At 40.1% G+C, this 21,469-nt stretch carries 20 protein-coding genes, 1 pseudogene and 1 riboswitch; of the genes and pseudogenes, 14 read left to right on the forward strand and 7 right to left on the reverse strand.

Translation table 11 applies throughout. The features are described 5' to 3' along the window. Positions 1–250 precede the first annotated feature (250 nt). Complete coding sequence (locus tag ABC361_RS08855) at positions 251–1,267, forward strand: peptidoglycan-binding domain-containing protein (RefSeq protein ID WP_413073640.1); 1,017 nt, start codon at positions 251–253, stop codon at positions 1,265–1,267. Positions 1,268–1,312: 45 nt separating this feature from the next. Here ABC361_RS08855 and ABC361_RS08860 read toward each other — a convergent pair whose 3' ends face one another. Continuing rightward, positions 1,313–2,191 carry a cation diffusion facilitator family transporter gene (locus ABC361_RS08860; protein ID WP_413073641.1) on the reverse strand — a complete coding sequence of 293 codons (879 nt, stop codon included), beginning with the start codon at positions 2,189–2,191 and terminating at the stop codon, positions 1,313–1,315. Between the two features lie 510 nt (positions 2,192–2,701). On the opposite strand from ABC361_RS08860, the pseudogene ABC361_RS08865 reads away from it, so the two are divergent. The 6 genes and pseudogenes from ABC361_RS08865 to ABC361_RS08890 all read left to right on the forward strand — a co-directional run bounded on the left by ABC361_RS08865 (position 2,702) and on the right by ABC361_RS08890 (position 8,220). Next, a pseudogene (locus ABC361_RS08865) lies at positions 2,702–3,784 on the forward strand (branched-chain amino acid aminotransferase). 21 nt (positions 3,785–3,805) lie between these two features. Further along, positions 3,806–4,609, forward strand: coding sequence for an HAD family hydrolase (locus tag ABC361_RS08870; RefSeq protein ID WP_413073642.1), 804 nt, complete (start codon positions 3,806–3,808; stop codon positions 4,607–4,609). A 35-nt stretch (positions 4,610–4,644) separates the two neighbouring features. Beyond that, positions 4,645–4,742, forward strand: a riboswitch (TPP riboswitch). Between the two features lie 101 nt (positions 4,743–4,843). Beyond that, entirely contained in the window at positions 4,844–5,422 is a 579-nt protein-coding gene (locus tag ABC361_RS08875) for an ECF transporter S component (RefSeq protein ID WP_413073643.1), read from the forward strand. Beyond that, on the forward strand, positions 5,419–6,849 hold the full coding sequence (locus tag ABC361_RS08880; protein WP_413073644.1) for an ABC transporter ATP-binding protein: 1,431 nt from the start codon (positions 5,419–5,421) through the stop codon (positions 6,847–6,849). Before ABC361_RS08875 ends, ABC361_RS08880 begins: the two co-directional genes overlap by 4 nt. Continuing rightward, complete coding sequence (locus ABC361_RS08885; RefSeq protein WP_413073645.1) at positions 6,833–7,630, forward strand: energy-coupling factor transporter transmembrane component T family protein; 798 nt, start codon at positions 6,833–6,835, stop codon at positions 7,628–7,630. The genes ABC361_RS08880 and ABC361_RS08885 overlap by 17 nt, the downstream gene beginning before the upstream one ends. Positions 7,631–7,647: 17 nt before the next feature. Beyond that, positions 7,648–8,220: a DNA-3-methyladenine glycosylase gene (locus tag ABC361_RS08890; protein ID WP_413073646.1), complete on the forward strand. Its 573-nt coding sequence runs from the start codon at positions 7,648–7,650 to the stop codon at positions 8,218–8,220. Positions 8,221–8,295: 75 nt separating this feature from the next. Here the strand turns inward: ABC361_RS08890 and kynA are convergent, their stop codons facing one another. The 5 genes from kynA to ABC361_RS08915 all read right to left on the reverse strand — a co-directional run bounded on the left by kynA (position 8,296) and on the right by ABC361_RS08915 (position 14,730). Then, a complete protein-coding gene (gene kynA, locus ABC361_RS08895; RefSeq protein ID WP_413073647.1) occupies positions 8,296–9,120 on the reverse strand; it encodes a tryptophan 2,3-dioxygenase in 825 nt (274 codons plus the stop codon). Beyond that, a complete protein-coding gene (kynB, locus tag ABC361_RS08900) occupies positions 9,120–9,752 on the reverse strand; it encodes an arylformamidase (RefSeq protein WP_413073648.1) in 633 nt (210 codons plus the stop codon). Before kynB ends, kynA begins: the two co-directional genes overlap by 1 nt. After that, a complete protein-coding gene (gene kynU, locus ABC361_RS08905; protein ID WP_413073649.1) occupies positions 9,752–11,023 on the reverse strand; it encodes a kynureninase in 1,272 nt (423 codons plus the stop codon). Before kynU ends, kynB begins: the two co-directional genes overlap by 1 nt. 175 nt (positions 11,024–11,198) lie before the next feature. Further along, entirely contained in the window at positions 11,199–13,313 is a 2,115-nt protein-coding gene (locus tag ABC361_RS08910) for an ATP-dependent Clp protease ATP-binding subunit (protein ID WP_413073650.1), read from the reverse strand. Between the two features lie 208 nt (positions 13,314–13,521). Continuing rightward, entirely contained in the window at positions 13,522–14,730 is a 1,209-nt protein-coding gene (locus ABC361_RS08915; RefSeq protein ID WP_413073651.1) for a GNAT family N-acetyltransferase, read from the reverse strand. A gap of 137 nt (positions 14,731–14,867) precedes the next feature. On the opposite strand from ABC361_RS08915, the gene ABC361_RS08920 reads away from it, so the two are divergent. From ABC361_RS08920 to ABC361_RS08950, 7 genes are all read left to right on the forward strand, one after another. After that, positions 14,868–15,857 (forward strand): LLM class flavin-dependent oxidoreductase, encoded by a 990-nt coding sequence (locus ABC361_RS08920; RefSeq protein ID WP_413073652.1) that lies wholly within the window; start codon positions 14,868–14,870, stop codon positions 15,855–15,857. A 123-nt stretch (positions 15,858–15,980) separates the two neighbouring features. Continuing rightward, positions 15,981–16,742 (forward strand): type II toxin-antitoxin system SpoIISA family toxin, encoded by a 762-nt coding sequence (locus tag ABC361_RS08925; RefSeq protein ID WP_099300581.1) that lies wholly within the window; start codon positions 15,981–15,983, stop codon positions 16,740–16,742. A gap of 45 nt (positions 16,743–16,787) precedes the next feature. Continuing rightward, a complete protein-coding gene (locus ABC361_RS08930) occupies positions 16,788–16,940 on the forward strand; it encodes a hypothetical protein (protein WP_176554209.1) in 153 nt (50 codons plus the stop codon). Positions 16,941–17,030: 90 nt separating this feature from the next. Continuing rightward, on the forward strand, positions 17,031–18,029 hold the full coding sequence (locus tag ABC361_RS08935) for an LLM class flavin-dependent oxidoreductase (protein ID WP_413073653.1): 999 nt from the start codon (positions 17,031–17,033) through the stop codon (positions 18,027–18,029). Between the two features lie 132 nt (positions 18,030–18,161). After that, complete coding sequence (locus tag ABC361_RS08940) at positions 18,162–19,088, forward strand: PLP-dependent cysteine synthase family protein (RefSeq protein WP_413073654.1); 927 nt, start codon at positions 18,162–18,164, stop codon at positions 19,086–19,088. After that, on the forward strand, positions 19,085–20,218 hold the full coding sequence (locus ABC361_RS08945; protein WP_413073655.1) for a bifunctional cystathionine gamma-lyase/homocysteine desulfhydrase: 1,134 nt from the start codon (positions 19,085–19,087) through the stop codon (positions 20,216–20,218). Before ABC361_RS08940 ends, ABC361_RS08945 begins: the two co-directional genes overlap by 4 nt. 49 nt (positions 20,219–20,267) lie before the next feature. Beyond that, positions 20,268–21,035, forward strand: coding sequence for an exodeoxyribonuclease III (locus tag ABC361_RS08950; protein WP_413073656.1), 768 nt, complete (start codon positions 20,268–20,270; stop codon positions 21,033–21,035). Here ABC361_RS08950 and ABC361_RS08955 read toward each other — a convergent pair. Beyond that, positions 21,032–21,331 carry a hypothetical protein gene (locus tag ABC361_RS08955; RefSeq protein WP_413073657.1) on the reverse strand — a complete coding sequence of 100 codons (300 nt, stop codon included), beginning with the start codon at positions 21,329–21,331 and terminating at the stop codon, positions 21,032–21,034. The two genes, ABC361_RS08950 and ABC361_RS08955, sit on opposite strands and share 4 nt — an antisense overlap. Positions 21,332–21,469 lie beyond the last annotated feature (138 nt).

The following is a 21,469-nucleotide window of genomic DNA, read 5'->3' on the forward strand; positions in this document are numbered from 1 at the left end:
CCATTTTTTTATATCGTATGAACGTGTTGACGTTATGTGCCTACTATTCCTGTCTCAATGTTACGGTTTCATTACAAAAAGATTAAATAGATTGTAATTAGTATTATCCTAGGACAACAACGAGTAGGTATGAAACAGATTACGAGAAGGAGGCGCTCTTGTTTATATGATGTTCGTAAAGAATGGTTGCCACCAAAATAAAAGATTTTGTGGGACTGACGCAAAAAACGTAATTAAGGAGAGGGTAAATATGAAATATATGTTTGGTTTTGTTGCAACGTTGCTTTTAGGCGTTTTGTTTTTTCTACCAACTCATACATATGCGCAAGCAGCTACTAGTATTGAAGTAAATGACGAGAGTGAAAGAGTAGAGTGGCTACAACAACAATTAGTGGATCAAGGCTTTTTAAAAGAAGAGAAACGGACGTCAGTTTTTGATGAAGATACCGTAGATGCAGTGGCTGCTTATCAAAAAGCTCACGGCTTAAGCGTTGATGGAATTCCTGGCAAGCAAACATTAGGTGCGTTAGAAGTGTTAAAAGAGGGAAGTGAGGGCTCTCTCGTAAAAGCGCTACAAGCACGATTGTATGAACTAAAGTATTATCAAGATTCTGTTGACGGGCATTACGGTCAAAGTACGAAGCAAGCAGTAACGGCTTTCCAACAAGCAAATCAACTTCTTGTCGATGGGGTAGCTGGCCCAGAAACCCACGCACATCTATACTACAATCAAAATAAAGTAGCACACGTTGTGACAGAAGTGAAACCACAAGAACAACAGCCAAAAAGTGAGCCGAGCACGGAAAAAGAGGTTGTAGCTCATGCTGAACCAAAAGTAGAGGAACCAAAGGCTACGGAACAGGCGGAAGAAGCTGCAAGTGATACAGAGGAGCAGCAACAACAGACGACTGAAGAAAGTGTTACAGAAGAAACAACAACAGAGGAAGAAGTAGTTTCAACAACAACGGAACCTTCTGGTCAAACAATGAAAATGGAAGCAACGGCGTATACAGCGTATTGTAACGGTTGCTCAGGTGTCACTAGAACCGGAATTGATTTACGAGCAAATCCAAATCAAAAAGTAGTTGCGGTAGATCCAAATGTCATTCCGTTAGGTAGTCGAGTATATGTTGAAGGCTACGGAGAAGCAATTGCAGGCGATACAGGTGGCGCAATTAAAGGGCATAAAATTGATTTATTTGTGCAAACAAAGGATGAAGCGTATACGTTTGGACGTCAACAAGTTCAAGTTACTGTATTAGATTAAAACAAAAAGGCTGGGACAATCGGTCGTTCGATTGTTCCAGCTTTTTTATGCGTCTTGTTTAGCAGGTTCGATGTGAACGGTTGTATGCGGAATATCATGTTCATCATAAAGAGCTTGTTCAATGGAGTCGGCAATGTCATGGCTTTTTTTGACCGTCATCGAAGGCTGGACGGCAATGGTGACATCAGCATAAACGGTAGAACCGACCTGCCTTGCTTTTAATGCAAGAACGTCTTCGATTCCTTCGATTGCTAGAACCGTTGATATGAAAGGACTTAACGCCTCATCATTAAACCCATCAGTTAACGAATGACTCGCATCTTTGAAAATAGACCACGCTGTATAACAAATGATTAGACCGATAATAAATGCAGTTAGGGAATCAATCCATCCTAAGTGAAAATGAGAACCGATGATCCCTATGACTACACCAACACTTACAAGAGCATCATTTTTATTATCTTGTGAAGCAGCCATTAAAGCTTGACTATTGATTTTTTTGGCTAGTTTGCGGTTGTAACGATAGACGAGCAACATCACAATCGCACTAAAGCCAGCAACCCATGCGGTAATTAAACTAGGAGCTTCAACAGTCTCACGATTAAATAAGCTGGTGCCTGCATTAATTAATACTTGAATTCCGATAACTGCCATAATAAACGACGCTAATAATGCTGCGATATGTTCCGCTCTAAAATGTCCGTAAGGGTGATCATCATCAGGTGGTTTTTGAGAAATTCGTAACCCTACGAGTACTGCCACAGAAACGATGATGTCTGCTGCATTGTTATAGCCGTCTGCAATTAATGCTTGCGATAGAAAAATATAGCCGATCACTAACTTTAAACTAGCTAAAAAAAGATACGTTCCAATGCTTAGCCAAGCACCACTTTCACCTTTTCTTAATTCTTCGTATCGTCTCATATCGTTTCCTTTCTCTTATGGAATTTATAAAAGCATTATGCATCAGTCGATTTCACAATGGCTGATCATGATTTTTTTACGAATAATAACAGCAATATCGTTTTTAACATTCGCCATTATTAATGGGGTGCGATTCAAAACTCAGCTATTTCGGGTAATCGCACCGACATCCACACATACGTACTGTTCCTGGGGCAGTCGTCACCAACTTCAAAGATTGTTATCATGAATGTTTTATCTGGTTCCATTCATTGTTGTTCGTGATACGCCCTTTCGAAAAACAATACTGACATCCATACATTCACCTAATTTTTAAACTGTTTGAAAATAAAAATTCATGTTATAGTAATAGAAATAAATTTTTCATTTACATTAGATTCATTAATGCCGAACAATGATGAGTGCGAAAAAATGATTTTCTCGTTCGGACGTAAATGATAAAAGAGTTTTATTTTTTTAGTATGGACAACACGTACACATTTTATTAGGAGTTAGAAAGGAAGCTTTTTTATGACAGAACATACGCTAGAAATTATGAAATGTACTCACGAAAAGCAAAAACCTGATGACGATTCACTTCTATTTGGGACGGTCTTCACCGATCACATGTTTATCATGGATTACTCCGAAGATAAAGGCTGGTACAGTCCACGAATTATTCCTTATCAACCTTTAACATTAGATCCTGCTGCAATGGTTTTTCATTATGGTCAAACGGTTTTTGAAGGGTTAAAAGCATATCGTTCTAAAAAAGATGATGCGATTCATTTGTTCCGACCAGATATGAACATTAAGCGATTAAATCGTTCGAGTGAACGGTTGAATATCCCGGCGATTGATGAGGATCAAGTGTTGAAATATTTAAAAGAACTGTTAACGATTGATAAAAATTGGATTCCAAAAAAAGACGGCACCTCGCTCTATATTCGCCCTTTTATTATTTCTACAGAAACTAATTTAAGTGTTGCGCCATCACAATCTTACAAATTAATGATTATTTTATCGCCTGTTGGTGCCTATTACAAAGAAGGTATGGCGCCTGTTAGTATATTAGTTGAAGAACGTTATACACGTGCAGCGCCAGGTGGAACTGGTACGGCGAAAACAGCTGGTAACTATTGTTCAGCTTATAAAGCATAAGCTAGAGCGACAGCGAAAGAAAAAGCTCAAGTTCTGTGGCTTGATGCAAGTGAAAAGACGTATATTGAAGAAGTAGGCAGTATGAATGTCTTCTTTAAAGTGAATGGTGAAGTTGTAACACCGAAATTGAATGACAGTATTCTGCCAGGGGTTACACGGGATAGCGTAATTCAAGTGCTTAAAGAATGGGGAATTCCGGTTCAAGAAAAGAAGCTGTCGATTGAAGAGATTTATCAAGCATCTCGAGACGGCATCTTGGAAGAAGCGTTTGGAACAGGGACAGCTGCGGTCATTTCACCAGTTGGACAATTGGAATGGAATGATGAAACAATCGTTATTAATGAAAATAATACAGGCCCGTTAGCACAACGACTTTACGATTATTTAACGAAGTTGTATGTGGGAGAAGAAGAAGATCGTCTGGGCTGGATAGTGAAGGTTGATCACGAATAATCGTTAATAGCGGAGGAATGAATGATAAAAGCAGTATTCTTTGATTTAGATGATACGTTACTTTGGGACAAAAAAAGCATTGCGCTTGCATTTCGGCAGACGTGTCTCCATGCATCTATTGAAAAAAACGTAGACCCAAATCAGTTAGAAGTGTTCGTTCGCCAGGCAGCAAGAACGCTGTATGAAGGGTATGACATATACCCATTTACAGTGAATATTGGCATCAATCCTTTTGAAGGGTTATGGGGAGAATTTCGTGACGAAGGAAGAGAATTTGCAGCATTAAGAGAAGTTGCGCCACATTACCAAAGAGAAGCGTGGTACGAAGGTTTACAAAAGCTTGGTGTATATGATGAGGCTTTTGCGTTGGAACTTGCACATCTCTTTCCGATTGAAAGGCGAAAACATCCAGTTGTTTATGATGATACTTTTTCGACTTTAAATGCGTTAAAAGACAACGTACAGCTTGTTTTAATTACAAATGGCTCACCAGATTTACAAAATACAAAATTAGAACTGACGCCAGAGCTTGTTCCATACTTTGATCACATTCTAATTTCCGGTGCTTTCGGGCAAGGGAAACCAAAGGTACGTATGTTTGAAGAAGCCCTCTCTCGTTTGGAGATTGCTCCTAATGAAACGCTAATGGTCGGGGATAATCTACATACGGATATATTGGGTGCAAACGCAAGCGACATACCATCTGTTTGGTTAAACCGAGACCGAGTGCTGAACAATACTGATAGTAAGCCGACTTTTGAAATTCATTCACTACAAGATTTATTAGAATTAGAAAATTTGAAACAGTCGCTTGCGAATCAATAGAGAGTATGATCTAATTAGTTTGTAGAATAAAATTTAATAGCCACTAGGGGTGCAAAAAGCTGAGAGAGGACTTGTCCTTAACCCTTTACCTGATCTAGATAATGCTAGCGAAGGGAAGTGCGATATGTAAGTTGTAGGTTTGTGTTACACACAACCGGTTTATTTACATACGTCGTTCCATCGTTTAGATGGAGCGTTTTTTTGTTTTCTTGGTGGTGGACTGGAGAAAAAATGATGAAAAGAAAAAAGTTAACGTTGGTGGACATTCTAATTACGGTCATGATTGCAACTGTATTTGCTGTTGTGTATCGCTTATGGAGTCCTATTAGTGATTTAGTTGGTGTCTTTGGTTTGCAGCTTGAACAACTTATTTATGGAATGTGGTTTATTGCAGGAACGCTTGCTGCATTGATCATCCGAAAACCGTTTATTGCACTTATTGCGGAAACTGCAGCCGCATCAGGAGAATTCATTGCAGGTTCTCCCTACGGAGGTATTTTACTTATATATGGAATTGCCCAAGGAATTGGAATGGAGTTTGCATTCGCTCTATTCAGATATAAAGTATTTACAATTTGGACGGCAATGTTAGGTGGTGTATTTGCAAGTTTTGCATCTCTCGGTTTAGATTTTTTATATGCAAATATCGGTCAGCTATCTGCTTGGGTCTTATCGTTACGAATTATTTTCCGAACGGTTGGAGCGATTTTAATAACAGGCGTATTGGCGACAAAACTTGTGCAAGCTTTACAAAAAACAGGTGTGCTGAATGGCATTCAACCAAACGAACATAACGGAAAACCATACTCATGAGTCGACCATACAGCATTCAGTTAAGTAATTTAACCGTTCAAAGTAGGAGCACAAGCCGTACAATCTTAGAGCGTGTATCGTTGGCAGTAAAACCAGGGGAAAACGTGTTAATTCTAGGTCCGAGCGGAGCAGGGAAATCTACGCTGTTACAAGTAATTGCAGGTTTGAGTAATTCTTTAAATGAATTAGACATTGATGTGGAGCATCTACATCTTCCAGCATGTAGTTACGTCTTTCAAGATCCTGATTCACAGTTTTGTATGCCTTATATGGATGAGGAGCTTGGATTTATGCTGGAAAATCAGTCTGTGCCGACATCAGAGATGTCTCCTATTATCAAGCGTATGTTGCGCAAAGTTGGTTTGCCAGATCATCAACCACATACAGCCATTCAAACGCTCTCATTGGGCATGAAGCAGCGGTTAGCCCTTGCATCGGCTATGATTCAGAATGAAGAATGCATGATTTTAGACGAACCGTCTGCTTTATTAGATCCTGATGGAGCAGAAAAGCTTTGGGAAGAAATTGCAAATCAAACAAAAGATAAAACGGTCATCGCTGTTGAACATCGACTGACAGAAGCATTGCCTTACATGGATAGGATCTTATTACTAAATCAAAAAGGTCAACTGATAGCAAATACGAAACCATCGTCTTTTTTTCATCACTATCGAAACGAAATTAAGGCAACAGGTATTTGGTATCCGAGTGCCTGGCACGATTATATTCAACAGAATCAATTATTGACGTCCTTACCGAACAAAGAAAAAACGATGCTGACCCTGACAAATTGGACGCTAATTCGTAAAAAGAAAAGCATGGTTGCCATTAAACAAGCGAAGGTTTACCAAAAAGATTGGATTTGTATAACAGGTGTGAATGGTGCAGGGAAATCATCATTTCTCTACGGTTTAATGAATTTACTGACTCACACTGGGCGATATGACTTAAACGGTCATGCTGTTTCAAACAAAGAAGACGTAACGGATCGAATAAATTTTGTTTTTCAAAATCCTGAATATCAATTTGTCACAACATCGGTTGAGCAAGAACTCATTTATTCGGCAACAACCGATGCGCAAGAAGAGGCAGTGGCATCCATACTTGACCAATTTGGTCTCGCAGAACACCACCAAATGCATCCTTATCGCTTGTCGGTTGGGCAAAAAAGACGGCTAAGTGTAGCGACAGCTTTTGTAAATCAAAAAGCGTTTCTTTTGTTAGATGAACCAACGTTTGGACAAGATGCTAGTCAAACGTTTGCGGTCCTTAATGAAATGGAACGCTTTCGCCAATCAGGAGGAACAATTCTTATGGTCACCCATGATGAAGCGTTAGTCGAGCATTTTGCTACGCAGCAGTGGGTCATCGAAAATGGTCAGCTCGTTTGTAGGGAAAGGAGGCAAGAACGTGGTTTACTCGGTTAATGGAACGTTCCTAATGAAAATGAATCCTTCCGTCAAACTTTTATGCTTACTCGCCATCTTCGGACTCGTTGTGTTTATCCATAATCCAAATGTTCTTTTGTTCATGCTTGCAAGTTTTCTTGTCATGACGGTGTTCTTTTCGGGCCACCCTAAACGGTATGTTAGTCTGTACATCGCCTCGTTTTTATTCCTATTTGTCTCAGCGTCCACCACCATGATTTTTTTCGGTCAAGGGCAGACAACGTGGTTCCAGTGGGGACTTGTTCATATTACAGAAGAAAGTTTTTACACAGGTATTCACCTTGGCTTACGGGCAACATTATTTGCGACTCTTGGCTTATTGTTTCTTTTAACGACAAAGCCCGTTCATTTATTTTATTCTTTGATGCAACAACTACACATGCCTCCAACTTATGCCTATGCTTTTTTGGCCGCTGTAAGAATGCTGCCAATGATGGTAGAAGACTATCAAACGTTACGCTATGCATATCGTATTCGAGGGAAGGGACGAAAACAAAAAGGAAGCCGACTTTACCGCGCGTTTTCCTTTTATGTGATTCCCCTTTTAACACAAGCGATTCGGAGAGCACAACGTTTAGCGATTGCAATGGAAGCGAAACAATTTCAAGAGCATGGTCAGAATAGAACGTACTTTTACACAATGCGTTGTCGACGACTTGATGGACAAATTGTGTTTGTATTAGTAGGATTAATAGTTATCACCTATTCATTAGGACAATGGTTTCCGGTCTTTCCGACATCGGATATTCGCTTGAGTTAGGAGGAAAGGGGTGAACTATGGAAAGTAACAGAATGGGCCAATCTTTTTACGAACAATCGACGTTGGCATTAGCAAAAGCACTTATTGGTAAGTTGTTAGTCCATACGGTAAACGGGAATAAGCTTGTTGCCCGTATTACGGAAACCGAAGCGTATTTAGGCGTGTTGGATCGGGCTTGTCATAGCTATGGAAGAAAGCGGACAAAGCGGACTGAAATCTTATACGGCAAGGCGGGTCACGTATATACGTATACGATGCATACCCATTGCTTGCTAAATATTGTTTCGGAAAGAGTCGGTCAACCAGAAGCGGTTTTAATTCGCGGTGTTGAACCTATATTTGGGATAGAAGTGATGGAAGGGTTGCGTGGGAAATCTGCAGGAGATAAACAGTTTTCGAATGGGCCAGGTAAATTAACAAAAGCAATGGGGGTACCCATGACCGCATATGGTCAAAGTCTGATAACTGGTCCTCTTTTTGTTGCAGATGATGGGCAATCCACTTCGACAGTAATAGCAACGAAACGAATTGGTATTGACAATACAGGTCAAGCAAAGCATTTTCCATTTCGATTTGTTAAAGCAACATAATAAGCAGGCACAGGGGAGCACTAAAGTGACACCTGTGCCTGTTTGTGAACGTTTGAGGGTGAGGACAGTTTTTTGTTAAAGGGTTGTCCGAAGCTCCCATAGCTCTGGAAAAAAATAATCATCTAACACAGATTTTAAGTAGTGAACCCCAGCTGAACCACCGGTACCAGCTTTCATCCCAATAATTCGTTCAACGGTTTTAAGGTGGCGGAAACGCCATTGCTGGTGCCAGTCTTCTAAATCAACAAGTTTTTCAGCTAGTTGGTAAAGGTCCCAATAGCGATTTGAATCTTGATAAACCGTCTGCCAGGCTTCTCGTACAGACGTAGTAGAACAATGGCTTTTCGTTACATCTCGATGTAGAACGCTTTCATCTGTGAACAGTCCAGCACGTGCAAGCGCATGAATGGCCTCATCATATAGTGTCGGTTTATGATAATCCGCTTCAATTTCAGCTAACAATGAAGGGTCTTTCTCATAAATTTTTAAAATATGTGCTGATTTTTTTCCTAAAAGAAATTCTAGTTGCCGATGCTGGTACGATTGAAAACCAGACGCCTGACCTAACGAATCACGGAATTCTACATATTCACTAGGTGTTAACGTTGCTAGCACATCCCAAGCTTGTATAATCTGAGCTTGGGTTTTTGATACGCGAGCGAGCTGCTTAAAAGCAGGTTGAAACTGATCATGTTGCAAAGATTCAATCGCACCACGTATCTCGTGAAGCATTAATTTCATCCAAAGCTCACTGACTTGATGAATAATAATAAATAACATTTCATCATGATGGTCAGACAATCGTTTTTGACTAGTTAAAAGGGGCTCCAGCTGTAAGTAGTCGCTATACGTCATTTTATCTTTAAAATCTGTGTAAACCGATTCATCTTGTTTTGACATTATGAGTAAACCTCCAATGGTTTGATGACTGCGCGAACGGGACTGCCGTCTCCACCCTTAATTCGAAGGGGTAAGGCAATAAATTCATATAAACCAGCTTGAACATGATCAAGCAATAAGTTTTCGATGATGAAAATACCAGCTTGATCAAGGCTGTGGTGTCCATTTAAATCCTTGCTCGTCATTGGATCGACGCTCGGGACGTCCACACCTAACAACTTAACACCGACATCATGTAAGTAGCGCGCACCATCTTCTGTTACATAGGGGTAAATTTCCGGAAATGTTGAATGGTTTGTCTTGTTTTTTGTTTTAATTAACAAACGTTCAACCCCAGTAAGATGATAGTTTTCTAGTAAAGCTCGACTAATGGTTTCAGTATCGATTGCTGAAATCACGGTTGCTTGTCCAATAAATGGATCAAGGGGTAACGCATCAATTTTTGCGCCGTCTTCACGATAATGAAACGGAGCATCAGCATGAGTGCCAGTATGAGTACTTGTTGTGATCTCACCGATATTAACGGAGCCTGTCTCAGACATCGGGGCTGATAACTTATAGGAGAAGGGGGTATCTCCAGGCCAGTGCGCGATGCTGTTATGTAAAGGCATTGTGATGTCAATCCAGCTCATTACGCAATCACTCCTCGTTTGTTTTCATATTGAAGATAGGTTTTATTTTTCATACAGTCTGCTAAAACTTGGACGCATTGATGAACGTCAGTAAATGAATTATATAAGGCAACAGGTGCAATACGAATGCCGTTTGGACTTCGAAAATCAGGAATCACACCATGATCTTTAAGCGCCTTGCAAATACGAGCTGCTTCCGGATGTTCTAATAAAAGGTGGCCACCACGCTGTTCATCCTCGTAAGGTGTACAAATTGTAAATGCTTGAGTCTCTGGTAAATGTTCAATAAGGTCACGTAAATAAGTTGTTAACTGTAATGATTTTTTTCGTACAGCATCCATACCGACATCTGCGAATAAGTCTAACGATCCAATTAACGGAGCCATTGACAACAGGTGAGGCGTCCCTAATTGATAAGCGCCAGCATGTGAACTTTTTGAAAACGTGGAACTCATGTCGAATTGCTTTTGTTTATCTGAGCCAAACCAACCTCTTAAACCAGGTAATCGCTTGTGATGCTTACTATGAACAAATAACCCGCCGACGCTTCCAGGGCCACCATTTAAATGTTTATAGGTGCACCAGAAAGCAAAGTCCACATTCCAATCATGAAGTTGATGGGGGACAGATCCGATCGAGTGACATAGGTCAAAGCCAACGAGGATGCCTTTTTCATGAGCAGCTTTTGTTATTTCTTTGATATTTAGTAGCTGTCCACTTCGGTAAAGAACACTAGATAAAATCACGACAGCAACGTCATCTGTTAACGCAGCTAAAATATCCTCTTCATCTAAGCGATGGCCATTTTTACTTTCAATAAGGCGCAAGCCATCTTCATGGGAAATAGCATGAAGGTCTAAGTGAGACTGAATGGCATACAGGTCCGTTGGGAAGCTTAATTCTTCACTAAGTATCGCAAAACGTTTTGATGAAGGTTGATAGAAAGTAGCAAGCAATTGGTGCAAATTTGTCGTTGTTGAACCTGTAACAATGACTTCATCAGCTGAAGCACCAACTAATGGCGCCATCTTCTCACTTAATGTCTCTGATAATGTAAACCATGGATATGTGCCGTCTGTCCAGCCGTCAATGCCATGTGTCTTCCAATCTTCTACCATTTGCAAAACAGCTTGTTCAGCTGGTTTACTTAACAAGCCAAGTGAATTTCCATCTAAATAGATAACATCCTTCTGTAAATAAAAAGCGGATCGAAGGGATGCTAACGGATCATTCTCGTCTAGTTGAGACGCATAGCTTACAGATGTGTTCAACAAATCACTTCCTAACTAAAAAATTTGTCATTCTACTTAAAAGTATCAAAATCCTTCTGAATTGAACAGGGGGTAGAGAAGAAAAGATCAGTAATCAAAACGCAATAGAGCAAATAAAAACGCGCCAACGGAGGAGATCCGTGTGACGCGTTTTTCATTGTGAAAAGATGATTGTTTAACCGAGTACAGGTTGTACGTGAAGCTGACCATCTTCCATTGTCACATCAATATGAGCAATCGCATCGTGGTCGATTAATAGTTCTGTAATATCATCTTCAATCGTGTCTTGTATGACACGGCGAAGCGGGCGAGCGCCAAAGGTAGGGTGATACCCTTTTTTTGCTAATTCACGTTTTGCTTCATCACTGACATGAATAGTCATGTCTAAATCAGTAAGGCGTCCGCGTAGATCATCAAGCATCACATCAACAATCTCAATTAAGTTGTCTTCTGTCAGCTGATTAAATTCAATTAACGCATCGAATCGGTTTAAAAACTCAGGCTTAAAGTAGTCATTTAAGCTTTCAAGTATGCCGATCGTTTTGCTTTGTTCTGCGCTGAATCCGAGAGAACGAGAGGTTGTGCCAACGCCAGCGTTTGAAGTCATAATAACCATCGTATCTTTGAATGAAACGACGCGTCCTTGACTATCGGTTAAGCGACCATCTTCCATAATTTGGAGGAACATATGCTGCACGTCTGGATGAGCTTTCTCAATTTCGTCCATCAGAATGATGCTGTAAGGATTGCGGCGTACTTGCTCTGTTAATTGACCGCCTTCCTCATGTCCAACATACCCTGGAGGAGATCCTATCAATTTCGAAACAGCGTGTTTCTCCATAAATTCACTCATATCTAGGCGTATCATGTTTTCTTTATTGCCATACACTTCTTCAGCGAGTTGCTTCGTTAATTCCGTTTTCCCAACACCGGTAGGACCAACAAAGAGGAAACTAATCGGACGATTTCCTTGTTTCAATCCAGCTCGACTACGTTTAACCGCTTTGGCTGTTTTAGAAACCGCATCTTCTTGTCCAATTACTTTGCTTGCAAGACGACTATTTAAATCGCGCATTTTTTGCTGTTCGTCTTTTTGCAGCTTTTGAACTGGGATGCCAGTTTGTTTTTCAATAAGTGCCTGAATGTCTTCAATCGTGACCTCAATAGGTGAGAAGCTTGATTCCGTTTCCTTTAATTTTTCACGTAATGTGTTTTCTTCATCTCGCAATTTCGCTGCTTCTTCATATTGTTCGTTTTTAGTAGCTGAATGTTTACGAGACTGAATATCTTGTAATCGTTTTTCAATTGATGTTTTGTCTTCATGTTCAATGGTTAACGATAAGCGGGAACCAACTTCATCAAGAAGATCAATCGCTTTGTCAGGAAGGAATCGATCTTGGATATAGCGGTTCGAAAGGGTAACCGTTGCACGTAATACATCGTCTGTATAGTGCACACCATGATAGCCTTCATATACGGCTTTTAAGCCTTTTAAAATTTCATACGCTTGTTCTTCTGTCGGTTCTTTTACCGTGACCGGTTGGAAACGACGTTCGAGGGCAGCGTCTTTTTCAATTTTACGGTATTCACTTAGTGTCGTTGCGCCGATTAGCTGCATGTTGCCTCTAGCTAAAGCTGGTTTAAGGATATTGCTTGCATCCATGTTGCCTTCACCAGATGCACCTGCGCCAACAAGCATATGCAATTCGTCAATAAAGAGAAGAACATCTTCGCGCTGTGACACTTCATCAATTAATTGCTGCATACGTTCTTCAAACTGTCCTCGGTAGCTTGTACCTGCTACAAGTGAAGCGAAATCAAGTGAGAAGATTTGTTTTCCTAGTAGTTTAGATGGTGCGTTTCCTTGAGCAATACGTAAAGCCAAGCCTTCCGCAATTGCCGTTTTCCCAACCCCAGCTTCACCAATTAGAACAGGGTTGTTTTTAGTTCGACGACTAAGCACCTGAATGACCCGTTCTACTTCTTGGTCACGTCCAATAACAGGGTCAATATCGCCATTGTGCGCGTCGCGGGATAGGTTATGACCAAATTGATTTAAAAAGCTATCTTCATCTTGTTCCTGTTCTTTTGTTTGAGTATAATGTGGCTGCTCATCTTGCTGGCCACCCATAAAAGATCCGAATAATGATTGTGATGGGGCAGCTTTACCGTTTGTTTGTCGGAGCTCTTGAAAACAAGTTTCACATAACATCACGTGTTTTTTATGCTGATTGACAACAACGTTTAACGATACTGCTGCATCATTTGTTTGACAGTGTTGACATTTCATAGTAAGTACCCCCAATAAATTTATTTTGACTTTGACTATATTTGACCATTAAAGGATTAGGAAACAGCTAAACATCATTTGTATAGCTGTTGTATCTAATTACAGTATAGCTGATCAAGTTTGCTTTTTCAACAAATCGTGACTTTTAAGGTCAAAGTTGATCAGTAACTATACTGTACCATTCGACAAAATGATTGTCAACAATTGATCAGAAATAGTCAGAGAACCATGGTTGATTATCTGGAATCAACTGCTCTAAATAACGAATCGTGTCTTCGTTTGCGTCAATTCGCCCAATTTCTTTTAAGTCTTTTGCGCGCTTGTAATTTAATAAAAGTGTAACGAGTGTTTGGATGTCCATCGTTGCATCAACATGTGTGTTGTTCTTATTCCGTTCCACTTTTTGACCATTTTCAAACGTAATCGTAAAAGTATCTTGATTCCACTCTAGCATCGGATCGTGAATACGTAGTGTAAGTGGATGCGTCGATTGGCTATTAAAAGGAAATGCACGGAGAAACTCTTCTACGTCGACAATTCGTGCCATATAGTAAGGCGAGATCTTTTCTTCAATTTCACCATCTTCGAGAAAGAAAGAGAGTGGTTCGTTTTCGAAAATCTTTCCTTTTACATAATAAACCATTGAAAAGTGTGCGCCGATGAAGTTCCATAATCCTCTACGGGCTTCCTCATTGTTGAAAATCATTTCTTTTACATAAAACGTCTCATTCTCCACTTTATAATACATATAGCCAGTTGGCTCTTCTTGTTCGTTGTAATAAACGCAGGCGATGAGATCGTCCCGTTCCCATTTAAAGTGCTCATCCCAAGCAAGTTCATTTCGAATCATGGCGCCGTTTTCTTTTTTGGAAAAGTGATCGTATGCACTGCGAATGTCTTTATCATCAAAAGCGACCCGTTCAATTCGCCCAGGTACATCATATGGTTTAGGGATTTGTGTATCACGAACGGTATAGGTGATGACATCTGAAATAATTTCCCAGCCTTTTTTTCGATAGTAGGGAATGGAGTAAGGGAAAAGATAGGAAATCGTCTGGCCTCTTTCCTTCATGACCGTTAAACTTTGTTTCATAAGATCATTCATCAGTCCAAGACCGGCGTATTCTGGATAGGTTCCCACTCCTGTTACGCCACCCATCTTATAGGCGCGCCCATGTATATTAACGGAGAAGGGATACACGACCATTTGCGAAATTAATTTGTTTTTAGAAAACCATCCAAGGATGGAGCTCTGTTCAAAAATTGGTTTTTTCCATCGTGCCATTTGCGATTCGCCGATTTGAGAAACATCTTGGTTTGTTACTTGGAAAACATAATTAAGTAAATCCAAAGAATCTTGCGAGTGCTCCTTTGTAACAAATCTTAGTTCTAAGTCATCTTTTCGCTTCTGACTCATTTGTTTTCAACCTCTTTCATTAAAAATGACTGATTATCATTCATTTTAGTAAATCATTTAGTCACAGTCAAATCGTTTGATTTGAAACGATCTTATTTAGTGGATAAACTATATGTAGCACGAAAGGTGGAATCTACATGACACAACAAGTGAACGTATCAGCATTGAATTTAGCACCTGTACGAGAAGGAAAAACCGTAAGAGAGGCGCTTCAGCATACAATTCGAAGTGCACAAGCAGCTGAATACTATGGTTATCACCGCTTCTGGGTTGCAGAGCACCACAATATGCACGGTGTTGCGAGCTCAGCCACAGCGGTTCTTATTGGCCAAATCGCACAAGCAACAAAGACAATCCGAGTTGGTTCAGGAGGGATTATGCTTCCAAATCATGCTCCGTTAATTATAGCCGAACAGTTTGGTACGCTGGCTGCCTTGCACCCAAATCGAATTGATTTAGGGTTAGGAAGAGCGCCTGGAACCGATCAATTAACTGCGCAAGCGTTAAGACGAAATGGACAATCTGCTCACGATTTCCCAAGTTTGGTGGAAGAGTTGCGTCATTACTTTACCCCATTATCGGCAAATCCACACGTACGTGCCATTCCTGGTGAAGGAGAAGACGTACCAGTCTGGTTGTTAGGCTCGAGTGGCTATAGTGCGCAAATGGCAGGGGAATTAGGTTTACCATTTGCTTTCGCAGGACATTTCTCACCAAAACAAATTGTTCCAGCGTTAAATCTTTATTATGATACCTTTAAACCGTCCTCGGTTTTAAGCGAACCGTACAGTATGATTGCGGTGAACGGAATTGCTGCTGAAAGTGAAGGGGAAGCACATCAACTGGCAACATCTCTCTACCAACAATTTCTATCCATGATTCGAAATCGACCTGGAAAACTGCAGCCAGCTGTTGAAAATATGGATGAAATCTGGTCTCCTCATGAGGAGCAGCTAGTAATGGAACAATTAAGTGGATCGTTTATTGGTGATGGAAAAACCGTAGCGCAACAGTTAAAAGAGTTTGCTTCTACTTTACGTGTCAATGAAGTAATGATACAAACGACAGTTTACGATGAAGACAAGCAAATTGATTCTTACAAACAGATCATGGATGCATGGCAATAAAGCGTAGACCCTTTAAAACACTAGCCTTTTGTGCTAGTGTTTTTTAATTTCCCAATAAAAACCATCTCTTTTTTTCGCTTATGCGACATATTCATACAGGAAAAGGAAAAGGGGGCTGTTCGCATGCTGTTACTTTACCAAATTCTTGTGTGGCTTAGCGTAAGTGGACTAGCATTTTATGTATTTGCTTCTTGGAAATGGGAAGATGCGACGAAGAGAAAACTTCCTTTTATCAGAAAAATTTGGTACGCGTTATTTACAGCAGGTGCTGCACTTTCATGGACACTTTATCCAACTAGTCTCTTTGAAAATTGGCACTACTATTTAATCGTTGCGTGTTTGTTTGTTATTATTGATGCATTTGTTTTTTTAAGTGCTTACGTACAACGATTTGGCTCAAACCTTTTTACAATCGATACTGGACAGCTTATTGAGACCAATCAGGAAGTACTGCAGCTTCAGGAAAAACGTCTTAAAGCTTTTTTCCGACTTTTAAAAAGTGACACAATTAACGTCTATTATGGTGGCCATGATGCATATATTACAGGTGTGAGAGAAATTCTTTTGAAATTTGCAGAGAAAACCGATATTGAAGCGAACTTGTTCCCCTTCATGACAAAGGCGGAAAAAGACCATCTTCTTTTTCATTTTTCGAACAAGACAGTCGTAAGTGCAACACTTGAAAGACAGGACGTTTATTATGGTGAGAAGGATCGCTTAATTTTTATTCCAGTTATTTTACAAGGCGAGCATCATGTTATAAAGCTTTCATCTGAAGAACGAATTATTGAGTATGACGCGCTGTTATTTGCTTCTCTAGTGGCCATTTATGATTTGCTTTCTTTTAATGAAGAGGATGAGAACAAGGCTCACCAACTCATGTAAAGAAGAATATTCTACACTATATAAACTGTTTAAGTGGGTGATACCGTGAAAAAAACAGCAAAAAAGTCAACAGAGAGCATTTTACCAGCGTTTTTCTCGTCTCCTTTTACAATGAACCTGCAAAAAAAGAACAAAGAAGCGATTCAATTATTCAATAAGTGGAAAAAAGAAGGAAAAGAAGACCGGCGTTCTGTATGATTCGGTGGCTGTGAGGGGATATTAGTTGCTAAATTCGACTAATTTCGATAGGGTATATACTAAGATCTGTTAGAAAGAAGGTCCAGTTGGATGAAACTTAGTATCCTCGATCAAGTACCGCGATCGTCTGAGTCAACAAATGAGATTGCGCTAAAAGAAACAGCTGACTTAGCAGTGGCTGCTGAAAATCTGGGCTATCACCGCTATTGGGTTGCGGAACATCATGATTTAGATGCGCTTTTATCGCCTTCGCCAGAAATTTTGCTTGCTTATATAGGAGCAAAAACACATTCAATTCGTTTAGGGGCAGGGGCGATTTTGCTTCCTCATTATAAACCGTATAAAGTGGCTGAAACGTTTAATATGCTGGCAAATTTATTCCCAGGAAGAATGGATTTAGGATTAGGTCGATCCCCAGGTGCTTCAGCAGAAGCTTCAGAAGCGTTGTCAACGAATTTCATTGAGCAAATTAATCAAATGGATGCAAAAACAGAAGAACTGATGCATTTTATACGTCGTGATTTTCCAGAATCACATCGTTTTTCTTCTCTTAAAGCAGCACCAATTCCATTTGAAAAACCTCAAGTCTTTATGCTAGGAACATCAGAAAAAAGTGCTGCTCTCGCTAGCAAGCACGGACTTAACTATGTCTACGGGCACTTTATGAAAGAAGAAGATAGTGAGACCGTGTTACGTGCGTATCGAAGCCAGTCTAGTAATGGACAAGCCTTTGCTTGTGTCTCAGTACTATGTGCGGACACGCAAGAAGAAGCGGAACGTCTCCATCGTTCTGTTCGAGTGTGGCAAGTCCTTCAATCCATGAATCAACCAATGGGTTGGATTCCAACTAAGAGCGAAGCAGAGTATGTATTAAATCAAATGGATGCAGACACCCGTCAAAAAATTGAAGAAGAAGAAACGAGCACAATTGTTGGCGATAAACAATACGTGAAGAAGCGTCTTGATCATCTAGCTAAAACGTTAGAAGTAGATGAATTTATGGTATTAACACATGCGCCTGAATTACGTGACCGTCTTCATTCCTATCGTTTGCTGTCAGAAATTTATCCACAACTCGTTTCGTTGTAAACATTTGTCTAGTCGGCAAATGTTTTTTTTATGTTCTTTAATAATTTCATTTACCATACTTCTTTTTAAAACTAGGCACATCCCCTAAAAAAATACATACGATACAGTATTAAGAATGAATGAGGTGAGAAGATGGATGTCCATGTTCATGTTCACGAACTCATTGGTAAGACACCGATCGTGGAAATTCGTTCCTTTCCAGTTCCTGAAGGTGTACGGTTATTTGCAAAACTTGAAAGTTATAACCCAGGTGGCAGTATCAAAGATCGTTTAGGTCAACAACTGCTAAAAGAAGCGTTAAAAAACAAGCGCATCACTTCTTCAGGAACCATAATTGAGCCAACGGCAGGGAATACAGGAATTGCCCTCGCGCTTGCCGCAATCGGCACGAACATTAAAGTCATTGCTGTTGTACCAGAAAGCTTTAGTGTAGAGAAACAGCAGCTCATTCGTGGGTTAGGCGCAACGGTAGTAAATACTGCTACCGATAAAGGCATGAAAGGTGCGATTGAAAAGGCAAAGGAATTAGCTGCTTCATTGAAAGATGCTTATTGTCCGTTGCAATTTCAAAACCCAGAAAATCCTTTAACTTATTATAAAACCCTTGGACCAGAGATGTATAAACAAATGGATGGTCAAATTGATGTTTTCATAGCAGGAACAGGATCTTGTGGTACGTTTCAAGGCACAGCAGCTTTTTTAAAAGAACAGAATCAAGCGATTCAAACGGTTGTTGTTCAGCCTGAAGGGTCCATTCTTGATGGTGGGACGATTGGCCCGCATCGGACAGAAGGGATTGGAATGGAGTTTATTCCATCATACGTCATTCCTTCTTTATTTGATCGCATTCATACGATAACGGATTTAGAAGCCTTTTCTTACGTACGTGCGTTAGCGAAGCAAGAAGGCATCTTAGTAGGAAGCTCATCTGGTGCAGTTTTTAAAGCTGGATTAAACGAAGCACAACGGTCAAATCGACCAACAAATATTGTGATGATTTTTGCAGACGGATCTGATCGCTACTTAAGTAAGGGGATTTATGAGGAGGATGAGAATTGAGACAAAAAACGAAGCTGATTCATGGTGGAAAAGGAATTGATCATGCAACAGGTGCGGTAAATCAACCCATTCAACTCTCTAGCACATTTAAGCAAGACCAAATCGGGTTATTTAAATATGAATATGGTCGTACAGGAAACCCTACCCGAGAGGCGGTAGAAAAATTACTAGCTGATATAGAGGAAGGCGAGTACGGCTTTGCGTTTGCGTCAGGTATGGCCGCAATCACTGCTGTTATGAAGCTGCTTTCTCCTGGAGATCACATCATTATTACGGATGATGTGTATGGAGGAACGTATCGTTTTTTTACTAGATTTTTAGAAAAAGAGAAGATTTCCATTTCGTTTGTTGATACAAGTGACATTTTAGCAGTCGAAGAAGCAATCTTACCAGAAACAAAAGCTCTTTTCGTTGAAACGCCAACAAATCCTTTGCTTAAAGTGACAGACCTTAGTAGAATAGGTCAAGTAGCAAATGAACATCAGCTACTGTTTATCATTGATAATACATTCGCCACTCCTTATTTTCAAAATCCGTTGCGGTATGGCGCAGACATTGTGATCCATAGTGCGACGAAATATTTAGGTGGCCATAGTGATGTTATTGCAGGAGCGGTCATTTTAAAAGATGATCAGTTGGCTGCTCAACTTGCGTATATTCAAAACGCAACAGGTGCAATTTTAGGCCCGCATGATTCCTATTTATTAATGAGAGGAATTAAAACACTGGCTGTACGAATGGAAGAGATCGAAACAAACACGAGACAGCTCGTGAAATTCCTGCAAAGTCACCCGAATGTGAAGGATGTGTATTATCCTGGTTTACTCCACCACCCAGGCCATGCGACACATGCCCTTCAATCAAGAGGGTTTGGCGGTATCGTATCTTTTACGACGATCAGTGATGAACTTGCGCTACAGACAGTAGAGCGCACCCATTACTTTACGCTGGCAGAAAGTTTAGGTGCGGTGGAGAGTTTAATTTCCATTCCGGCAAAAATGACCCATGCTTCCATTCCTAAAGAAAGACGTGAAGCACTTGGAATTAAAGATTCACTTATACGTTTGTCTATTGGGTTGGAAGATGTAGAAGATTTAGCAGAAGACTTGGAAATTGCGTTATCGACTTAACCGACTGCTTGTAAGCAGTCTTTTTTACATAGAATGGAGAGTAGTAGAAATGAAGTTTATATCGTGGAATGTGAATGGTATACGTGCTTGTGTAAAAAAGGGCTTTCTTGATTTTTTTCAAGAAGTAGACGCTGATTTCTTTTGTCTACAAGAAATAAAAATGCAGGAAGGACAATTAGAACTAGACTTACCTGGATATGAGCAATATTGGAATTATGCAGAAAGAAAAGGGTATTCTGGAACAGCTATATTCACAAAACATTCCCCGCTTCACGTCCATTATGGTTTAGGTGAGGACTTTCCAGATTTGGAAGGTCGGGTTATCACCCTTGAATACGAGGAATTTTATTTAATGACGATGTATACACCAAATGCAAAACGAGATTTAAGTCGACTTGGGTATCGAATGGAGTGGGAGCAGGAAGTGCGCACTTACATTCAATCGTTACAAGAATCAAAACCTGTTATCTTATGTGGAGATTTAAACGTCGCTCGAGAAGGGATTGATGTTAAAAATGACCGCGCTAATATTGGAAATGCTGGATTTACGGATCAAGAACGTGGCAAGTTCGAGCGTCTGATGACATCAGGTTTTATTGATTCATTTCGCTATTTCTATCCAACTGACGATGAATCTTTTACATGGTGGTCCTATATGGCGAAGGTTCGTGAACGGAATATCGGCTGGCGGATCGACTATTTTCTAGTGGACCAAAATCTTCAATCGAGGTTAGAAGACGCTACCATTTACGCTCACATCTATGGAAGTGATCATTGTCCAGTAGGAATGGAATTAACAACAGGAAGCAAATGCTAGCTTCCTGAAGGTCTGTGCTGTTGGACAATAAAAGCCAAATCTTCGTTTCCAAATAAACCAAGCAGGCTAATGACCGTTTCTGTGGCGATTGGGCTCGACTCCGCTTTCGGAACAGTTAAGGTGAGGGCTTGAGCTAACTCACTATTATTTCCTTGTTGTGGATAGGCCTCTTGATATAATTGAACAGGATCTAAGTCGTTGTTTATACACCATTGTGAAAAGACAAGAATCATCATTTGCTCGTCTTGTTGGTAGCTCTTAATAATAAGGTTGGTTGGATCATTTTGCTCATTCATCGTCGTGAGCCTCCGATCATACATAAGTTGTTTAAAGCTATATTATAGATGTTTAATAGAGATTAAGAAAGCGGTCTACGCAGTTTTTCCTTTTTACGTTATAATAATTAGTGAAAACTAAGCAGAAAGAGAGTGACA

Source organism: Shouchella phoenicis (assembly GCF_047238345.1).
GTDB lineage: Bacteria > Bacillota > Bacilli > Bacillales > Bacillaceae_D > Shouchella.

Excerpts from the sequence above, each read along its gene's own strand:
- ABC361_RS08855 (WP_413073640.1), top strand. The coding sequence starts at position 251 with ATGAAATATATGTTTGGTTTTGTTGCAACGTTGCTTTTAGGCGTTTTG.
- ABC361_RS08950 (WP_413073656.1), top strand. The coding sequence starts at position 20,268 with ATGAAGTTTATATCGTGGAATGTGAATGGTATACGTGCTTGTGTAAAA.
- ABC361_RS08875 (WP_413073643.1), top strand. The coding sequence starts at position 4,844 with ATGAAAAGAAAAAAGTTAACGTTGGTGGACATTCTAATTACGGTCATG.
- kynB (WP_413073648.1), bottom strand. The coding sequence starts at position 9,752 with ATGAGCTGGATTGACATCACAATGCCTTTACATAACAGCATCGCGCAC.
- ABC361_RS08870 (WP_413073642.1), top strand. The coding sequence starts at position 3,806 with ATGATAAAAGCAGTATTCTTTGATTTAGATGATACGTTACTTTGGGAC.
- ABC361_RS08935 (WP_413073653.1), top strand. The coding sequence starts at position 17,031 with ATGAAACTTAGTATCCTCGATCAAGTACCGCGATCGTCTGAGTCAACA.
- kynA (WP_413073647.1), bottom strand. The coding sequence starts at position 9,120 with ATGTCAAAACAAGATGAATCGGTTTACACAGATTTTAAAGATAAAATG.
- ABC361_RS08910 (WP_413073650.1), bottom strand. The coding sequence starts at position 13,313 with ATGAAATGTCAACACTGTCAAACAAATGATGCAGCAGTATCGTTAAAC.
- ABC361_RS08880 (WP_413073644.1), top strand. The coding sequence starts at position 5,419 with ATGAGTCGACCATACAGCATTCAGTTAAGTAATTTAACCGTTCAAAGT.
- ABC361_RS08860 (WP_413073641.1), bottom strand. The coding sequence starts at position 2,191 with ATGAGACGATACGAAGAATTAAGAAAAGGTGAAAGTGGTGCTTGGCTA.
- ABC361_RS08920 (WP_413073652.1), top strand. The coding sequence starts at position 14,868 with ATGACACAACAAGTGAACGTATCAGCATTGAATTTAGCACCTGTACGA.
- ABC361_RS08890 (WP_413073646.1), top strand. The coding sequence starts at position 7,648 with ATGGAAAGTAACAGAATGGGCCAATCTTTTTACGAACAATCGACGTTG.
- ABC361_RS08955 (WP_413073657.1), bottom strand. The coding sequence starts at position 21,331 with ATGAATGAGCAAAATGATCCAACCAACCTTATTATTAAGAGCTACCAA.
- ABC361_RS08915 (WP_413073651.1), bottom strand. The coding sequence starts at position 14,730 with ATGAGTCAGAAGCGAAAAGATGACTTAGAACTAAGATTTGTTACAAAG.
- ABC361_RS08925 (WP_099300581.1), top strand. The coding sequence starts at position 15,981 with ATGCTGTTACTTTACCAAATTCTTGTGTGGCTTAGCGTAAGTGGACTA.
- ABC361_RS08940 (WP_413073654.1), top strand. The coding sequence starts at position 18,162 with ATGGATGTCCATGTTCATGTTCACGAACTCATTGGTAAGACACCGATC.